This window comes from Mycobacterium sp. PSTR-4-N (genome assembly GCF_022348085.1).
Lineage (GTDB): Bacteria > Actinomycetota > Actinomycetes > Mycobacteriales > Mycobacteriaceae > Mycobacterium.
Genome location: NZ_JAKRFN010000001.1, coordinates 252,288 through 269,434 on the forward strand (window position 1 = coordinate 252,288; position 17,147 = coordinate 269,434).

General features: G+C 68.6%; 12 protein-coding genes. 5 read left to right on the top strand and 7 right to left on the bottom strand.

Translation table 11 applies throughout. The annotated features are described in order from the left end of the window. Positions 1–197: 197 nt before the first annotated feature. The 3 genes from MHN84_RS01335 to MHN84_RS01345 all read right to left on the bottom strand — a co-directional run bounded on the left by MHN84_RS01335 (position 198) and on the right by MHN84_RS01345 (position 7,760). The gene (locus MHN84_RS01335; RefSeq protein WP_241202833.1) at positions 198–3,638 is read right to left on the bottom strand and encodes a BTAD domain-containing putative transcriptional regulator; all 3,441 of its coding nucleotides are present in this window, start codon (positions 3,636–3,638) and stop codon (positions 198–200) included. A gap of 13 nt (positions 3,639–3,651) precedes the next feature. Beyond that, the gene (locus MHN84_RS01340; RefSeq protein ID WP_241202834.1) at positions 3,652–6,666 is read right to left on the bottom strand and encodes a UPF0182 family protein; all 3,015 of its coding nucleotides are present in this window, start codon (positions 6,664–6,666) and stop codon (positions 3,652–3,654) included. 71 nt (positions 6,667–6,737) lie between these two features. Next, positions 6,738–7,760: a PDZ domain-containing protein gene (locus MHN84_RS01345; RefSeq protein WP_241202835.1), complete on the bottom strand. Its 1,023-nt coding sequence runs from the start codon at positions 7,758–7,760 to the stop codon at positions 6,738–6,740. An 89-nt stretch (positions 7,761–7,849) separates the two neighbouring features. Between MHN84_RS01345 and MHN84_RS01350 the strand changes: the two genes are divergently transcribed. Genes MHN84_RS01350 through MHN84_RS01360 form a run of 3 tightly spaced genes read left to right on the top strand, consistent with a single transcriptional unit; the run spans position 7,850 to position 11,459 of the window. Further along, positions 7,850–9,193 carry a zinc-dependent metalloprotease gene (locus MHN84_RS01350; RefSeq protein WP_241202836.1) on the top strand — a complete coding sequence of 448 codons (1,344 nt, stop codon included), beginning with the start codon at positions 7,850–7,852 and terminating at the stop codon, positions 9,191–9,193. Positions 9,194–9,244: 51 nt separating this feature from the next. Beyond that, positions 9,245–10,075: a cyclodehydratase gene (locus MHN84_RS01355; RefSeq protein WP_241202837.1), complete on the top strand. Its 831-nt coding sequence runs from the start codon at positions 9,245–9,247 to the stop codon at positions 10,073–10,075. A gap of 46 nt (positions 10,076–10,121) precedes the next feature. After that, on the top strand, positions 10,122–11,459 hold the full coding sequence (locus tag MHN84_RS01360; RefSeq protein ID WP_241202838.1) for an AarF/ABC1/UbiB kinase family protein: 1,338 nt from the start codon (positions 10,122–10,124) through the stop codon (positions 11,457–11,459). A 15-nt stretch (positions 11,460–11,474) separates the two neighbouring features. Here MHN84_RS01360 and MHN84_RS01365 read toward each other — a convergent pair whose 3' ends face one another. Beyond that, a complete protein-coding gene (locus tag MHN84_RS01365) occupies positions 11,475–11,750 on the bottom strand; it encodes a WhiB family transcriptional regulator (RefSeq protein ID WP_241202839.1) in 276 nt (91 codons plus the stop codon). 408 nt (positions 11,751–12,158) lie between these two features. Further along, positions 12,159–14,261 carry an ATP-dependent DNA helicase UvrD2 gene (locus MHN84_RS01370; RefSeq protein WP_241202840.1) on the bottom strand — a complete coding sequence of 701 codons (2,103 nt, stop codon included), beginning with the start codon at positions 14,259–14,261 and terminating at the stop codon, positions 12,159–12,161. A gap of 81 nt (positions 14,262–14,342) precedes the next feature. On the opposite strand from MHN84_RS01370, the gene mrx1 reads away from it, so the two are divergent. Next, entirely contained in the window at positions 14,343–14,597 is a 255-nt protein-coding gene (gene mrx1 / locus MHN84_RS01375) for a mycoredoxin Mrx1 (protein ID WP_241202841.1), read from the top strand. A 9-nt stretch (positions 14,598–14,606) separates the two neighbouring features. Here the strand turns inward: mrx1 and nudC are convergent, their stop codons facing one another. After that, positions 14,607–15,533, bottom strand: a complete 927-nt coding sequence (nudC, locus tag MHN84_RS01380) for an NAD(+) diphosphatase (RefSeq protein ID WP_241202842.1) — start codon at positions 15,531–15,533, stop codon at positions 14,607–14,609. A gap of 82 nt (positions 15,534–15,615) precedes the next feature. Next, positions 15,616–16,695, bottom strand: a complete 1,080-nt coding sequence (locus MHN84_RS01385; protein ID WP_241202843.1) for an NAD-binding protein — start codon at positions 16,693–16,695, stop codon at positions 15,616–15,618. Positions 16,696–16,741: 46 nt separating this feature from the next. Here MHN84_RS01385 and MHN84_RS01390 point away from each other — a divergent pair, with 46 nt between their 5' ends. Then, entirely contained in the window at positions 16,742–17,146 is a 405-nt protein-coding gene (locus MHN84_RS01390; protein WP_241202844.1) for a hypothetical protein, read from the top strand. Position 17,147: the final 1 nt, after the last annotated feature.

Below are 17,147 nucleotides of genomic sequence, written 5' to 3' on the forward strand. Positions count from 1 at the left end.
GTCCTCTCGTTCAAGCCCTGGTGGTGCGCTCAGCATCACCGACGGGGCTTGGCAACGGCTTGGGGCGGCGCACCAAGTGAAATCCAAGCGTCAGTATCGGGCCTTGGCCGCGCGTTCGCCGGCCGTGAGCGTGCGCCACGGCACGCATGTCACGGCGTGTCGGTGTGCAGACACGCGCGCTCGCCGAACAAGGGCGCTCAGAACAAGAGTCTCGCCGAGTCGGCGACGCCGTGCATGCCGGCCCGCTCGGCGTCAGCGGCGAGCGTGGCGGCCGCTTCTGCGCGCTGCGGCGACGGGTCCGCCAGTTCGCACTCCAGGAGCCGGCAGCGCAGCAGCGTGGGCGCTCCCCCGGTCCGCTCCGCCAGCGCCCGGGCCGTGGCCAGATCGGCGCGTGCCTGGTCGACATCACCGAGCGCGGCGTGCAGGCGGGCGGTGGCCAGCGCCACCGGACCGGCGAGCCCGACCTGCCCGATGACCGCAATGCGCTCACGATGCGGCGTCAGCTGACCGAGCAGGGGTTCAGCGAACTCGGACAGACCGTGATCGGCCGCCAAGTGCGCAAGAAGGGTCTGATGCCCCAGCGTCGTCCAGATGTGACCCCGGTCGACGGTCTCGTGCCACTCGCGCAGCATGGCCGTCGCCTCGGCGCGCACGTCGGGGGTCCGCGCCATCGTCAGAAGCGCGGCGCGCACCACGCCGACCATCCCCTGTCCGCCGGTCTCGGTGTTGGCCCGCAGCTCGGCCCAACTGGGATCAAGCCCTTCTCCGGTCTCCCGCAACAGTGACGCCGCGGCCAGCAGTCCGCTGCCCGCTTCATAGAGCTCGGTCTGCTCGTGCACGTGCGCCGCAGTGGCGTGATGGCGACGCGCCTCGGCGAAGTCACCGCTCCACATCGCCAGCACTGCCTCCATCCAGCGCAGCTGGGCGCGCAGCACCGGTAGCTGCAACTCCTCGCTGCCGGAGATACCCGCCCGCAGATGCGCCCGGGTGCCCGCCACATCCCCCAGATACATCGCCGCCATCGTCGCCACCGAGTGGGCGATCACCGCATCTTCTCGAGAACGACTGTGTCGCAGACCTTCCAGCTGCTCGACCCAGGTCAGGATCTGCTCGCTCACACTGCTCACCCCGGAGTAGGTGATGAGCCGGCCGATGAGCACGTCGGCCAGCACGTCGATGTCTCCGGTCTGCTCAGCCACCTGCTCGGCGCGCTGCAGCAGACCGGCCGCCATAGCCGGATCTGGGTGATAGCAGTGTCCGACGGCCAGCGCCGGCAGCACTCGCGCCGCCGCGGCCGGATCGTCGCCGACCAGTGCAGCCGCCTGCGACAACAGGCCCAACAGCTCGCCCGGGTCGCGCCCCGGGGCCAACCACGGCCAGCACCCGCTGGCTCGCAGCAGCGCGCTGGCCACCCGGCCCGCCGTCGCGGCACGCCCCGCCCGCAACGCCTCGCTCAGAGATCGCTGGACGCTGTCGAGAACCAACTGTCCCCGCCCGGCGCGCGAATGTGCTTCCAGCAGTTCGACAGTCAGTGCGTCACGCTCGGCATCGTCACGCGCATGCGCAGGCAGCCGGTCATAGGCGTCTAGTGCAGCCTGCCACCATCGCGCCGCGATGTCCGAACTCCACTGTGCGGTCGCCTGTTCGGCCGCCAACCGACAGGCCAGCACCACGACCGCCGGCTCCACCAGCGGCTGCGCGGCGATCAGATGTTGCGCTCGGCGAGTCGGCGCATCGGGTTCCACAGAGTCAGCCAGGACATCAGCGACCTTGGCGTGCATGCGTTGTCGGCGCAGCGCGGGGATGCCGGCCAGCAGTTGATCGCGCAAGAGGCCGTGGGCGAATTCGTAGCCGTCGGTGGCGTGCGCCGCGACGACGATGCGTTCGTCGGCCGCCTCGTCGAGGTGGTCGGCGAGCGTGTCCAGATCCAGCCCGGTCGCCGCCGCCAGCACCGGGACTGCGGCGGCGTCGATGACATCACCGATCACCGCGGCCGTACGCAAGACGGCCATCACCGCGGGATCGAGCGCAGCGAGCCTGCGGTCGAGCACCGACCGCACCGCACGGGGGATCTCGTTGGCGGCGCGCTCGTCTCGGGGCAACCTCGCGTACTCAGAGACGAAGAAGGGATTACCTCCTGTGCGCGCGGCCAGCTCCGCGGCCTCGTCGGCCGTCACCGGATCCTCGGCCACGACATTGGCCAGCGCCGCAACGTCTTCCGACGACAGCGCGGGGACCGCGATGTGACGGTTGTCCTCGCCGCGTGCCACCGTGCTCAACAGCCGCGCCACCTCCGCGGCGTGGTCCCCATCGCGCACCGTCAGCACCATCAGCACTCGATGATCACGCAACGCACTCGCGATGTAGGCCAGGCAGCTCGCCGACGCGGTGTCGGCCCACTGCACGTCGTCGACCACCACCGTCAGCATCCGGGGTGGGGCCTCGAGGAGCGACTGGACCCTTTCGTAAACAAGGAATCGCGCGGTATCAGGGTCGGCATGTGGAGGCACCTGCAACACGTCATCCGGGTCGCCGCCCAGCGCACGCACCAGCTGGCGCATCGGCCACCACGGTGGGATGGCCCGCTCGTCGGGACAGTTGACCCACACCACGTCACCGCCGCCGGCCGCGGCCATCGCGCCGACCTCCTCGGCCAGCCGGGTCTTGCCGATCCCCGGCGGGCCCGAGAGCACCAGCCATCGCGTCGCGCCCGCGTTCACCCGGGCCAGCAGCTCCCGAACCCGCGACAGTTCCCGCCGCCGACCGACCATCGGCGACCTGGCCGGCACCCCGGCCGCCGGCGCAGCGTCGAGGCCGACCGGAGCAGGTACCGGAATGGTCGCTGCCCCCGTCCATTCCGCCGCGCGCGGCCACCCGGACAGCTCGGGGGCCTGCCGCAGCACCGCCGTTTGCAGCTCCCGCAGCTCGTGCCCGGGCTCCAGGGCCAGCTCCTCGTCGAGTCGTTGCGCGTGCCGGGTATAGGCCTCCAGGGCCTCGGCTGTCCGTCCGGCCCGATACAGCGCCAGCATCTGCAACCGGCATCCCCGGTCGGCGAACGGATCGAGCGTGCGCAGCGCTGCCGCCTCGCTCACCGCGGCCGCGACCTTGCCGAGTGCCAGCAGCGCGACCACCTTGTTCGCGACACATTCGATCCGCATCTCGGTGAACCGGGCCGCGTCGTCGCGCAGCCACCGCGCGTCGGCCATGTCATCGAGCAGACCGCCGCGGATCAAGCTCAGCGCGGAGTCAGCGGCAACGGCCGCCGCCTCCCAGTCCTCCGCCTCGATCGCGGCCCCGGCACGCTGACATGCACCGGTGAAGACCGTCAGGTCAATGCTGTTGGGATCGACGTCGAGCACGTAACCGGGTGGACGGCGCACGATGGGGGACGCCATCTGCGTCTCGGCCGACGCGCCGCGCAGGGCGCGCCGCAGGTTCGACACATAGGCCTGCAGGCTCGCCGTCGCACTGGCCGGGATGTCCTCCCCCCACACCGCGTCGACGAGGCGGTCGACCGAGACCACCCGTCCGGCGGCCAGCGCCAGCATCGCTAGGACCACCCGCTGCTTGGGCGGACCGATGTCCACCAGGGTTTCCTCGTCGACCACCTGCAGGGGGCCGAGCAACCGATACCGCACCGGCGGAGGCGTGTTACGGGGCCGACTTGTATTCGCTCACCGCGTCGTCGAGGCGTTGCAGCGCCTCGCCGTACCGCGCGAAATCACCGCTACGCTGCGCCTCTTGCAGGGCGTCCAGCGCGGTGTTGACCTGCTCCAGCGCAGCCGATTTGGCCGCGGAGAGCTGCGTCGGGCCGGCAGGCGGCACCGCCACCGGCACCTCCGGCCGGTTCTGCGGAGTCTGACCCTGCTGATTCGGCGGCGCGGCGGCAGGCGGCTGGTCGGCACCCTGCGTGTTCGACTGCGGTTGCCCCGCAGGCGCATTGGTGGGCGCCGGGCCTGTCGCGGTGGCGTCGGCACCGGGACCGAACAGATCGGTCAGCGCGTCACGCACCGTGGGGCCGTAACCGATCTTGTCGTTGTACATCATCGCGACACGGATCAGACGCGGATACGACGACGCCGCATCGCTGGACCCCGGCGAGGCGTACACCGGTGCCACATAGAGCAATCCGCCCTGCCCCATCGGCAGCGTCAACAGGTTGCCCCATCGGATCCGGTTCTGGTTGTCGCGACCGATGACACCCAGGTCCTGGCTGACCGCGGTATCGGTGCTGATCGCGTTGAACGCCAGCTTCGGACCGTTGACCTGGCCCGGAATCGTCAGCACCGTGATCTTGCCGTACGTGTCCGGATCCGAGCTGGCACTGATGTAGGCCGCCAGGAAGTCCCGCCGGAACCGGTTCATCGCACTGGTCAGCTGGAAGGACGTCGAATTGTTGTTCTCGGCAAGGTTTTTCGCGACGATGTAGTACGGCGGCTGGAAGCTGCTCGCAGTCGGGTTCGGATCCAGCGGCACGTCCCAGAAGTCCGACGTCGAGAAGAACGTCACCGGATCGTCCACGTGGTACTTGGCCAGCAACGCGCGCTGCACCTTGAACAGGTCCTCGGGGTAGCGCAGATGCTGCTGCAACTCGGGGCTGATCTCGCTCTTCGGCTTGATCGTGCCCGGGAACACCTTCATCCACGCCTGCAGCACCGGATCGGACTCGTCCTGGGCGTAGAGCGTCACGGTGCCGTCGTAGGCGTCGACGGTGGCCTTCACCGAGTTGCGGATGTAGGACACCTGCTTGTCCGGCAGCAGCCGGTTCATCGCGACCTCGTTGGAGTCCGTGGTCACCGAGGACAGCGACGTCAACTCCGAGTACGGGTAGTTGTCCAGCGTGGTGTAACCGTCGACGATCCACACCATGCGCTTGTTCACGATCGCCGGATAGGTGGCGGTGTCGGTGGTCAGCCACGGCGCGACGGCCTTGACCCGCTCGGACGGATCGCGCTTGAACAGGATTTTGCTGTTGCTGTTGATGACGTTGGAGAACAGGAAGTTCCGCTCGGCGAACTTGGCCGCGAACACGCTGCGGTTGAACCAGTTACCCAGCGGCACACCGCCGGCGCCGGTGTAGGTGTAGTTGCGGGTGTCGGTGTTGGTCTCGTAGTCGTACTCGCGATCGGCACCGTTCTTGCCGACGATCGCGTAGTCGGCCGAGGTGCTGGCGATGACCGGACCGAAGTAGATCCGCGGCTGATCGAGCGGAGCAGGCCCGGGTGAGAGCACCTCACCGTTGGCGCCGACGACGCTGGCGAGGAACTCCGGGTATCCACCGTTCTGGTTGGGGTCGTTGGCCACCCCGCGCACGGTGTTGGCCGGCGACGCGATGAAGCCGTTGCCGTGGGTGAACACGGTGTGTCGGTTGATCCAGTCGCGCTGGTTGTCGATCAACCGGTCCGGGTTGAGTTCACGCGCAGCCACCACGTAATCCCGCAGGTTGCCGTCGGCATCGGGGTAGCGGTCCATGTTCAGCTGATCGGGGAAGTAGTAGAAGTTCTTGCCCTGCTGGAACTGCGTGAAGGCGGGGCTCACGATGTTCGGGTCGAGCACCCGGATGTTCGACGTGGTGGCCCGGTCGGCAGCCACCTGCTGCGCACTCGCCGGTGCGTTGCCCGGGTAATCGCGATAGGTGACTTCGTCCTCGGTCAGGCCATACGCCTGCCGCGTCGCGGCGATGCTGCGGCCGATGTACTCACTTTCCTTCTGCGCCGCGTTGGGGCGCACGCTGATCTGCTCGACCACCAGCGGCCAGCCCGCACCGACGACGAGCGACGACAGCAGCAAGAGCACCACGCCGATCGCCGGAATCCGCAGATCACGCAGCACGATCGCGGAGAACACCGCGGCCGCACAGATCACCGCGATGGCCATCAGGATCAGTTTCGCGGGCAGCACAGCGTTGATGTCGGTGTAGCCGGCGCCGGTGAAGGGCTTACCGCCGCGGGTGTGGCTGAGCAGCTCGTACCGATCGAACCAGTAGGCCACCGCCTTGAGCAGCATCAGGACGCCGAGCAGCGTGATCAGCTGGATGCGCGCCGCCCGGGACAGTGCACCGGTGCGGCCCGACAGACGAATACCGCCGAACAGGTAGTGCCCCAGCAGATTTGCGATGAACGCCAGGAACGTGGCGACGAACAGGTAGGACAGCACCAGCCGGTAGAACGGCAGGTCGAAGGCGTAGAAGCCGAGGTCGATGCCGAACTGCGGGTCAGAGATGCCGAATTGGCCACCGTGCAGGAACAGCTGCACCTGCTCCCAATAGCTCTGCGCGACGAAGCCTGACAGCAGACCGATGAACGCCGGCACCCCGATGCCGATCAGGCGCAGACGCGACATCACCGCGGTGCGGTACCGCGCGATCGGATCGTTGGGACCTGCCGTCGGTACGAACACCGGACGGGTGCGGTAGGCCAACGCCAGCGCGGCGAACACCACGGCGCCGATCACCAGCCCGACCACCAGGAAGATGAGGAGACGGGTGACGATCTGCGTGGTGAACACCGACCGGTAGCCGAGCTCGCCGAACCAGAGCCAGTCGACGTAGGCGTCGACGAACCGGGGTCCGATCAGCAACAGCAGGACCACCACCAGCGAGATGGCGATCAAGATCCTGCTTCGCCGCGTCAGCTTCGGCATTCTGGCCGCCGGCCGCATACTCACTCGACTACTCCACTCTCGGATGTTCCCAGCAGTTGTCCAGTCACTCTACTGATCGAGATCGTCGACCCGCCTCAGCAGCGAGGAGGTTCGCCACCAGCGGAAAGCGTCCGCAGTCCATCGATGGCGTGGGTGAGGGTGTCCACCTTGATCAACTCGATGTCCTTCTCGTCGGCCGACGTCGCCTCGTCGCAGTTGTCGGCAGGTACCAGGAACACCGAGGCGCCGGCCTCCTTGGCCGCGGTGATCTTGTGCGTGATGCCGCCGATGGGGCCGACCTCGCCGTCCGGGGTGATGGTGCCGGTGCCCGCCACGAACTTGCCGTCGTTGAGATCGCCGGTGGTCAGCTTGTCGACCACCGCCAGGCTGAACATCAGGCCCGCCGACGGACCGCCGATGTTGGCGAGATGGAAATCGATGGAGAACGGCGCCCACGGCGCGTCGAGCACGTTGACCCCCATGACGCCGTGCGGACGGTCCGGCCGGGACCCCAGCGTGATTTCGGCGATGCCGGCGGGCTCGTTCTTGCGCCGGTAGTCGACGACGACCTTCTGGCCGGGTGTGGTGCCCTCGATGATCTTGCTGAACTCCTCGAGGTTCGCGACCGGGGTGTTGTTCACGGCGTCGATCGCGTCGCCGGCCTGCAGCTTGCCCTTAGAGGGCCCCTTTTCGTCGATGCTCTGCACGGTGATCGCCGTCGGGTACTTGAGGTAGGACAGGGCGGCGTACTCGGCGCTGTCCTCGGAGTTGCGGAAGTCGGTGGTGTTCGCCTCGTCGATCTCTTCGCGCGACTTGTCGGGCGGGTAGACGAGCTCGCGAGGGATCAGCTGATCGCGCCCCGATGCCCAGAAGATCAACGCCTGCCCCAGCGTCAGCCCGTCCATCTGCGAGACCGTGGTCATGTTGAGGTGCCCACTGGTGGGCTTGACGTCGGTGCCCTCGATGTCGACGACTTCCTTGCCGTCCACCTCACCGAGCGTGTTGAACGTCGGCCCGGGCCCGAGCGCGACATAGGGCACCGACACCGTCGTCGCGAGCACGCCGAACACGATGATCGGCACGAGCGCCACGATCAGGGTGGCAATCCGCCTGTTCACGCCGTTCACAGTAGAGGTCACGGGCAGGTTCACTCTCAGCGTGACCCGCGCGCCCACATCGACGCGCGGCGATGAGTACCGTTGAGGCCATGCCTGACCTGCCTTTCGGCTTCTCTTCCGGGGACGATCCTGAGCGCGACAAACGCAAGGACGAGTCCGGTTCGGGCTCCGGTCCCAGCGATCCGTTCGGCGGCGCGTTCCCCGGCGGCCAGTTCGACATGTCGCAGCTCGGGCAGATCTTCTCCCAACTCGGTGAGATGTTCAGCGGCACCGCGAAGTCTGGCAGCGGCCCGGTGAACTACGACCTCGCACGCCAGCTCGCGTCGAACTCGATCGGCTTCGTCGCCCCCGTCTCCGAGCAGACGACCTCGGCACTGGGCGACGCGGTGCGCCTGGCCGAGACGTGGCTCGACGGTGTGACGCCGTTACCGGCGGGCACCACCCGCACCGTGGCCTGGACGCCCACCGACTGGATCGACAACACGATCCCGACGTGGAAGCGGCTGTGCGACCCCGTCGCCCAGCAGCTCTCGACGGTGTGGGCGCAGGCGCTGCCCGAGGAAGCCCAGGCGATGGCCGGTCCGCTGATGGCGATGATGTCGCAGATGAGCGGTATGGCGTTCGGCTCCCAGCTGGGCCAGGCGCTGGGCACGCTGTCGAAAGAGGTGCTGACCTCGACCGACATCGGCCTGCCGCTGGGCCCCAAGGGTGTCGCGGCGTTGATGCCCGAGGCCGTCGAGGCGCTGGCCTCCGGGCTCGAGCAGCCGCGCAGCGAGGTCGTCACGTTCCTGGCCGCGCGGGAGGCCGCGCACCACCGGCTGTTCAGTCACGTGCCGTGGCTCTCGGCGCAGCTGCTGGGCGCCGTGGAAGCCTTCGCCAAGGGCACCAAGATCGACATGAGCGGCATCGAAGAGTTCGCCCGCGACTTCAACCCGGCGTCGCTGACCGACCCGTCGCAGATGGAGCAGCTGCTCAACCAGGGCATCTTCGAACCCAAGGCGACGCCGGAGCAGTCCGCCGCGCTGGAACGGCTCGAGACCATGCTCGCCCTGATCGAGGGATGGGTGCAGACGGTGGTGTCGCAGGCGCTGGGTGACCGCATCCCCGGCACGGTGGCGCTGTCGGAGATGCTGCGACGCCGCCGCGCCAGCGGTGGGCCGGCCGAGCAGACGTTCGCGACGCTCGTCGGCCTGGAACTTCGGCCCCGCAAGATGCGGGAAGCCGCGGCGCTGTGGGAGAAGCTGACCGAAGCCGTCGGTGCCGACGCCCGCGACGGCGTGTGGGCCCACCCGGATCTGCTGCCGAGCTCTGCCGACCTCGACGAGCCGGCGAGCTTCATCGACCGGGTGATCGGCGGCGACACCAGCGATCTCGACAGCGCGATCGAAGCCGCGCTCGCCGAAGGCGATGAGGACCCACCGCGCGACGCCTGAGGCCTGTGGATAACTCGGCTCGACGCGGGGTCGGCGTGTCAGTGTCGTCGCATGACGCGCTACGCCCTGGACTCGGCCACTCCTGTGCTGTCGCGCCCGGACGGCACCGTGCAGGTCGGCTGGGATCCGCGTCGCGCCGTCGTCGTCCATCCGCCGCCTGGGCTCGCCGCCGGGGTCCTCGCTGACCTGCTGCGCGCCCTGCAAGCCGCCGCGACCCTGCCCGAACTGCAGCTGCTGGCCGCCGGCCACGGCGCCGACGCCGCCGTGGTCACCGACCTGATCACCCACCTCGTCGACACCGGCGTCCTCACCGCCGCGACGCCTCCGCCCACCCGGTCGCCGTCGGTGCGGGTGCACGGGGACGGACCGCTGTCGGACCTGATCGCCTCCACGCTGGCCGGGTCCGGCGTCCGCGTCAGCTCCAGCAGCAGGGCGCACGCCGCGCCCGCCGGAGTTGACCTTGCCGTCCTGACCGACTACCTGGTGGCCGACCCCCGGGTGGCGCGCGAGCTTCACGAGGCCGGCGTCCCCCACCTCGCGGTCCGCGTCCGCGACGGCACCGGCCTCATCGGACCGCTGGTCATCCCCGGCGCGAGCAGCTGCCTACGGTGCGCCGACCTGCATCGCAGCGACAAGGATCCCGCCTGGGCGGCGGTCGCCACGCAGTTGTCCCGCACCGTCGGCACCGCCGACCGCGCCACCGTGCTGGCCACCGCGGGTCTGGCGCTGCGCGAGATCACGCGCATCTTGCGCGTCGTGCACCCCGGCGCCGGGCCCGCCACCCCGGCGCCGGCGACCGTCGACACCACGCTCGAGTTCGACGTGGACAGCGGCGCCGTGACGGCGCGTCGGTGGTCGTCGCACCCGGACTGCTCGTGCTGAAGATCATCTGTGGTTCACGGTCCGCGGTTGGAAGTTCAGCTGGGTCGTGGATGATGGACTGGTGAGCGACATCAAGCGGGGGCGCGCCGCGCGCAACGCCAAACTGGCTTCCTTGCCGGTGGGCATGGCCGGGCGTGCAGCGCTGGGCTTCGGCAAACGGTTGACCGGCAAGTCCAAAGACGAGGTCAACGCCGAGCTGATGGACAAGGCCGCCCAGCAATTGTTCACGGTCCTCGGCGAACTCAAGGGTGGCGCGATGAAGGTCGGGCAGGCCCTGTCGGTCATGGAGGCCGCCATCCCCGAGCAGTACGGCAAGCCCTACCGCGAGGCGCTGACGAAGCTGCAGCGCGAAGCTCCGCCGCTGCCCGCAGCAAAGGTCCACCGCGTGCTCGACCAGCAGCTGGGCACCAAGTGGCGGGACCGGTTCCAGTCGTTCGACGACAAATCTGTCGCCTCCGCCAGCATCGGCCAGGTGCACAAGGCGGTGTGGGGCGACGGCCGCGAGGTCGCCGTCAAGATCCAGTACCCGGGGGCGGACGAGGCGCTGCGCGCCGACCTGAAGACCATGCAGCGCATGGTGGGCGTGCTCAAGCAGCTCAGCCCCGGCGCCGACGTCCAAGGGGTGGTCGACGAGCTGATCGAACGCACCGAGATGGAGCTGGACTACCGGCTCGAGGCCGACAACCAGCGCGCCTTCGCCAAGGCCTACGCCGGCGATCCGCACTTCGTGGTGCCCAACGTGGTGGCCAGCGCCCCGAAGGTGGTGATCCAGGAGTGGATCGAGGGAATTCCGCTGTCGCACATCATCCGTGAGGGCACGCAGGAACAGCGGGACCTGATGGCCACGCGGCTCTTCGAGTTCTGCAACGACGCGCCGACGCGGCTGGAGATGGTGCACGGCGACGCCCACCCCGGCAATTTCATGCTGATGCCCGACGAGAAGATGGGCGTCATCGACTTCGGCGCCGTCGCACCCATGCCGGGCGGCTGGCCGGTCGAGCTGGGTCAGATCATGCGCTACGCGCTGGACAAGAACTACGACAAGCTGCTGCCCACGATGGAGAGGGCCGGCTTCATCCAGAAGGGACAGCAGGTCTCCACCCGCGAGATCGACGACATGCTCAAGCAATACGTCGAACCGCTGGAGGTGCCCGAGTTCCACTACACGCGTAAGTGGTTGCAGCGCATGACAACTCTGGAACTGGACAAGGCAGCGGGTCAGATCAAGGCCGCCCGGCAGATGGACATCCCGCCGAAGCTGGCCATTCCGATGCGGGTGATCGCGTCGATCGTCGCGATCTCCTGCCAGCTCGACGCCCACGTGCCGACCCGCAGCATCGCCGAACGCACGGTGCCCGGCTTCGTCGACCCCGACGCGGTGTAGCGCCGGGGTCGACGGTCACGCCGCCACAGGATCTTTGGCGTCTTTGCGTGGACGGCCCCGCGGCCGTTTGCGAGCGATGACCGTGCCCCGTTCGAGGATCTCGCCGCCCCACACACCCCACGGCTCCTGCCGTTCCAGCGCTGCGGTCAGGCACTCGCGCCGGAACGGGCAATCTCCGCACAGCGCCTTGGCGCGTTCGAGATCGCGCGGGTCCTCGGCGAACCACAGGTCAGGGTCCTCGACGTGACACGGCACCGCGAGCTTCGATCTCTCACATGTCAGGGAAGACATGTCCGGTCCTTTCGCTTCCTGGTCGTTCTGTCATTTGGTGAGTTCTGTCAGGGATCGGTGACCAGGTCTTCACAAGACGAAGGCCACGGATCCGATGTCGGGTCCGTGGCCTTGGGGTGGCGGTCGAGGCTTCTCTCTAGAGGAAGCCCCTCACGGACGCGGCAGCCGTGCCGGCAATGGCGCGACGCTTACGCGTGGCGGCGGCAACGGCAGCGGTGGGCGCGGAATGCACCCCGACAAACGCATGCGGGAACCACGGGGTGCCGGCTACGGCGACAAACATGTGCTTGCTGATCATGATGGCGGCACCCTCCTTTCGCACGCGGACCTTACGTGTGTTGCTCTGAGGCTAGACGGTATCAGGAAAAACTCTCAACACATTTTTGACCAGCGCTTTTGGCGCGATCTTTACGCTTTCTGGCGCTCTTTGACCAAGGCGAGCACGTCGGCGCCGTACTGCTCCAGCTTGCGGGCGCCGATCCCGGGGATCGCGACGAGGGCGGCGTCGTCGGTCGGCAGCGCCTCGGCGATGGCGATCAGCGTGTTGTCGGTGAACACCACGAAAGCCGGCACGTTCATCTCCTTCGAGATGCGCAGCCGCCAGTCCTTGAGTTGCGCGAGCAACTGCTCGTCGATGTCGGAGGGGCAGGATTCGCACCGGCGGAGCATGATCGCAGCCGACGCGGTCAGCGGGGTGTTGCAGACCCGGCACCGCGGTGCGGGGCCGCGTGGTTTGCGTGGCCGGCTGGGGCCGTCCTCGCGCTGCGACTGCGGGGCGATGCCGTTGAGGAAGCGTGACGGTTTGCGCCCCTGACGCCCGCCCGGCGTGCGGGCCAGCGCCCAGCTGAGCGCCAAATGCACACGCGCCCTGGTGATTCCGACGTAGAACAGACGCCGTTCCTCCTCGACGGGTTCACTGTCGGGGCCATGGGACAGTGCATGCGAGATCGGCAGGGTGCCGTCGGCCAGACCGACCAGGAACACCGCATCCCACTCCAGGCCTTTCGCGGCGTGCAACGACGCCAGCGTGACGCCCTGCACCACCGGGGGATGCCGGGAATCGGCACGCTGCCGCAGCTCGGTCAGCAGTGTGCGCAGGTCGAGCTGCGGGCGTTGCGCGACCTCGTCGTCGACGAGATCGGCCAAGGCGGACAACGCTTCCCAGCGATCCCGGGCGCGGGTACCGGCAGGCGGCTCAGCCGTCAGTCCGAGCGGTTCGAGCGTCCCGCGAACGAGCTCGGGCAGCGGGCCGTCGACCCCCCGCTCGGCGGCGCGCTGCAACGCCACGAGCGCTTGGCGCACCTCCTGGCGACTGAAGAAACCTTCACCGCCGCGCACCTGGAACGGGACACCGGCTGCGGTGAGCGCCTCCTCGTACACCTCCGACTGCGCGTTGATGCGGTACAGCACCGCGATCTCCGCCGGCGCGGTGCCGGATTCGACGAGCCGTTTCACGCTGCGCGCCACCGCGGCGGCCTCGGCGACCTCGTCGGGGTGCTCGGTGAACGTCGGGTTCGGACCGGGCGGACGCTGACCGACCAGATGCAGCCGGCTCCCCGCCATCCGGCCGCGGGCCGCCGCGATCACCCGGTTGGCCAGCGACACCACCTGCGGCGTGGACCGGTAGTCGCGCTCCAACCGCACCAGGGCGGCCTCGGGGAAGCGCCGCGAGAAGTCGAGCAGGTAGCGGGGTGACGCGCCGGTGAACGAATAGATGGTCTGGTTGGCGTCACCGACGACGGTCAGATCGTCGCGGTTGCCGAGCCAGGCGTCGAGCACCCGCTGCTGGAGCGGCGTCACATCCTGGTACTCGTCGACCACGAAGCAGCGGTAGCGATCCCGGAACTCACTCGCGACCGCGGCGTCGTTCTCGATGGCGGCGGCGGTGTGCAGGAGCAGATCATCGAAATCGAGGAGCATCAGGTCGTTGCCGCGGGCCTTCAGCGCCTCGTATCCGGCGTAGGCGGCGGCGACCTTCGCAGCGTCGAACGGAATGTCACGCCCCAACCGGGCGACCGTCGCCGCGTAGTCCTCGGGACTGATCAACGACGCCTTCGCCCACTCGATCTCGCCCGCGAGGTCACGCACGTTGTCGGTGCCGGTGGGCAGCCCGGTGCGGTTGGCCGCCTGAGCCACGACGGCGAACTTCGAGTCGAGCAGCTGCCAGTCCGTGCTGCCGACGACACGGGGCCAGAAGTAGGCGAGCTGGCGCCGCGCCGCGGCGTGGAAGGTCTGCGCCTGCACCGCCCCGGTGCCGGTGCCGTCGTCGAGGGTGCGTAACCGCGCCCGCATCTCCCCCGCCGCACGCTGGGTGAACGTCACTGCGAGAACCTGACCTGGCGCGACGTGCCCGGCCGTCACCAGGTGTGCGATGCGCCGGGTGATGGTTCGGGTCTTGCCGGTGCCGGCGCCCGCGAGCACGCACACCGGCCCGCGCGGCGCGAGCACCGCCTCGCGCTGCTCCTCGTCGAGATCCTCGAGCAGCTGGTCGCGCGAAGCCGTCGGGGACATGGCGACCATCATGTCAGCGTGGCCCGACAAACGCGGGCTGCACCGGGGCATGTTCGCGGGGTCAGCTACGTTGAAGGCCTTATGAGCGCTGACGATACTGCTGCGGTGACCATGTACACGACGTCGTGGTGCGGGTACTGCGTGCGCCTGAAGAAGGTGCTGAAGAACGAAGGCATCTCGTTCACCGAGGTCAACATCGAAGAGGACCCGACCGCGGCGGAGTTCGTGGGATCGGTCAACGGCGGTAACCACGTGGTGCCGACGCTGAAGTTCGCCGACGGCTCGACGCTGACCAATCCCAGCGGTGCGCAGGTCAAGGCGAAGCTCGCCAGTTAGTCGCCGGGGTCAGTCCAGCGCCGCCCAGGATTCGATGATCTCGCGGGCGATCGAGATGGAGCCGGGCAGCAGCAGCCGCGAACCGCTCTGCGAACTCCAATCCCCCTGATCGAGCGCCTCGCGGATCTCGGCGCGGGTGAACCATTCCGCCTCGGCGATCTCGCCGTCGTTGAACGCGAACGGCTGCTCGGGGTCTGCTCGGGCGTGGAACCCGACCATCAGCGAGCGGGGAAACGGCCACGGCTGCGAGCCGAGGTACTCCACGTTCGTCACCGTGAGGCCGATCTCCTCGGCGATCTCGCGCACCACACAGGACTCGAACGACTCGCCCGCTTCGACGAAGCCGGCGAGGATCGAGAACAGCCGGGGCGGCCACACCGTCTGGCGCGCCAGGACCGCGCGGTCGTGGCCGTCGTGCACGAGGCAGATGACGGCCGGATCGATGCGCGGGAACTCTTCGTGACCGGTGACGCTGTTGACCCGGGACCAGCCGGCCTTGACGGCGGTGGTGGGTGAGCCGTCGACGGGGCTGAACCGGGCGCTGTCATGCCAGTTCAGCAGCGCGGTCGCGGTTGCCACCAGCTGCGCGCTGACATCGTCGAACACGTCTCCGGTGCGACGGAGGTCGAGCACATGGGTGTCGGCGTTCGGGTCGTCGGGGGGCTGCAGGTCCGAGCGCACCGCCCAGACGTGGCGCCCGTCGTCGAGCCGGCCAAGGAACACGGCGTCGGCGGGCGGGGCGTCGCCGGCATCGGTGGCGCGGTGCAGCACCGCCCTGCCGTCGGCGATCAACACCTGGTTTCGACGGTCCACGCGCAGCAGCAGCGCATCGGTCCAGCCCGCGACCGCCGCCTCGACGTCGGTGCGCAGCGCGTCGGCGCGGTCGGCGCCCACCCGTGACAGCAGCGGGACGTTGCGCAAGCGGAAGCTCGTCATCGGGCCTCGAATTCGACGTAATGGCGTGATCTTCTGGAACTTTCTCGCCCAAACGTCGGTTTGGGCGGGAAGGGGGCGAGGGTCATCGCTCGGCGTCCGCGGAGCGGATGTAGAGCAGCCGATCGCCGAGTTCGAGCGCGTCGACCTCCGGATCGTCGACGCGGATCAGCGTGCCGCCGCGCACGACGCCCAGCACGATGTCGGCCTGGTGCCGCGGCGAACCCCCCGCCTCTTTGGGCGTCACCTCCCGCTCGGCGATCGCGAACCCGGCGTCAGGGGTCAACAGGTCCTCCATGACCTCCACGACACTGGGCGTCTGCACCGCGATGCCGAGCAGCCGGCCCGCGGTCTCGGAGGTGACGACGGTCGAGTCGGCCCCGGACTGCTTGAGCAGATGCTGGTTCTCGGCTTCGCGGACGGCGGCGATGATCTTGGCGTTGGGCGCCAACTCGCGGGCGGTGAGGGTGACGAGAACCGCGGTGTCGTCGCGATTGGTGGCCACGATGATCGACTTCGCGTGTTGCGCGCTGGCCAGCCGCAGCACCTCCGAATCGGTCGCGGAGCCGCGCACGGTGACCAGCCCGGCGCTCTTGGCCCGTTCCAGCGCGGCGATGTCCTCGTCCACGACGACGATGTCGGCGGGCGCGACCTCGTCGCCGACCATCGCCGCGGCGGCAGTGCGGCCCTTGGTGCCGTAGCCGACGATGATGATGTGGTTGCGCACTCTGCTCCTCCAGCGCTGGATTTGGTAGACCTGGCGCGACTGCGTGGTGAGGGTCTCGACGGTCGTGCCGATCAGCACGATCAGGAACGCCACCCGCAGCGGGGTGATCACCAGGACGTTGACGAGCCGGGCGGCCGGTGTGATCGGGGTGATGTCGCCGTAGCCGGTGGTCGACAGCGAGACGGTGGCGTAGTACAGGCAGTCGAGGAACGACAGCGGATTCTCTTGTGAATCGCGATAGCCGTCGCGGTCCAGGTACACGATGAACACGGCGGCGAACAGCGCTGTCAGTGCGTAGATGACCCGGACGGTGATGCGTCTCGACGGGCTGACCAGCGTGGTCGGGATCTGCACCCGGTCGGTCAACGCGTGCACCGGCTGATCGGCCAGCGACTGATCGAACCGGCGGAGGCGCCGACGCAGCGCGCCCTCAGCCACGGGGGCCAGTCACGATGTGAGGCTGTCGCACCAGCACAATGTAATCATGACCTCTTCCCCCGCTGCAGTGCAGCAGCTCGCGTCGTCATCACGCGGTACCAAGATGGGCATCTGGCTGATCGGCATGGGTGTTCTGCACTTCCTGGCGCCCAAGCCGTTCGACTCGATCGTTCCGAAGGAACTGCCCGGCAGCCAGCGGTTCTACACATTGGCCTCAGGGGTGGCCGAGGTCGGCGTGGGCGCCCTGCTGGTGACACCCTCGACCCGCCGATTCGGCGCGCTGAGCGCCATCGCGCTGTTCATCGCCGTCCTCCCCGGCAATGTCAACATGTGCCGGTTGTGGTTCACCGACCCGAGCAAGTCGCTGCCGATGCGGCTGATCTCGATCGCGCGGCTGCCGATGCAGATACCGATGATCACTCAGGCGCTCAAGGTCTACCGCGAGAGCTGAG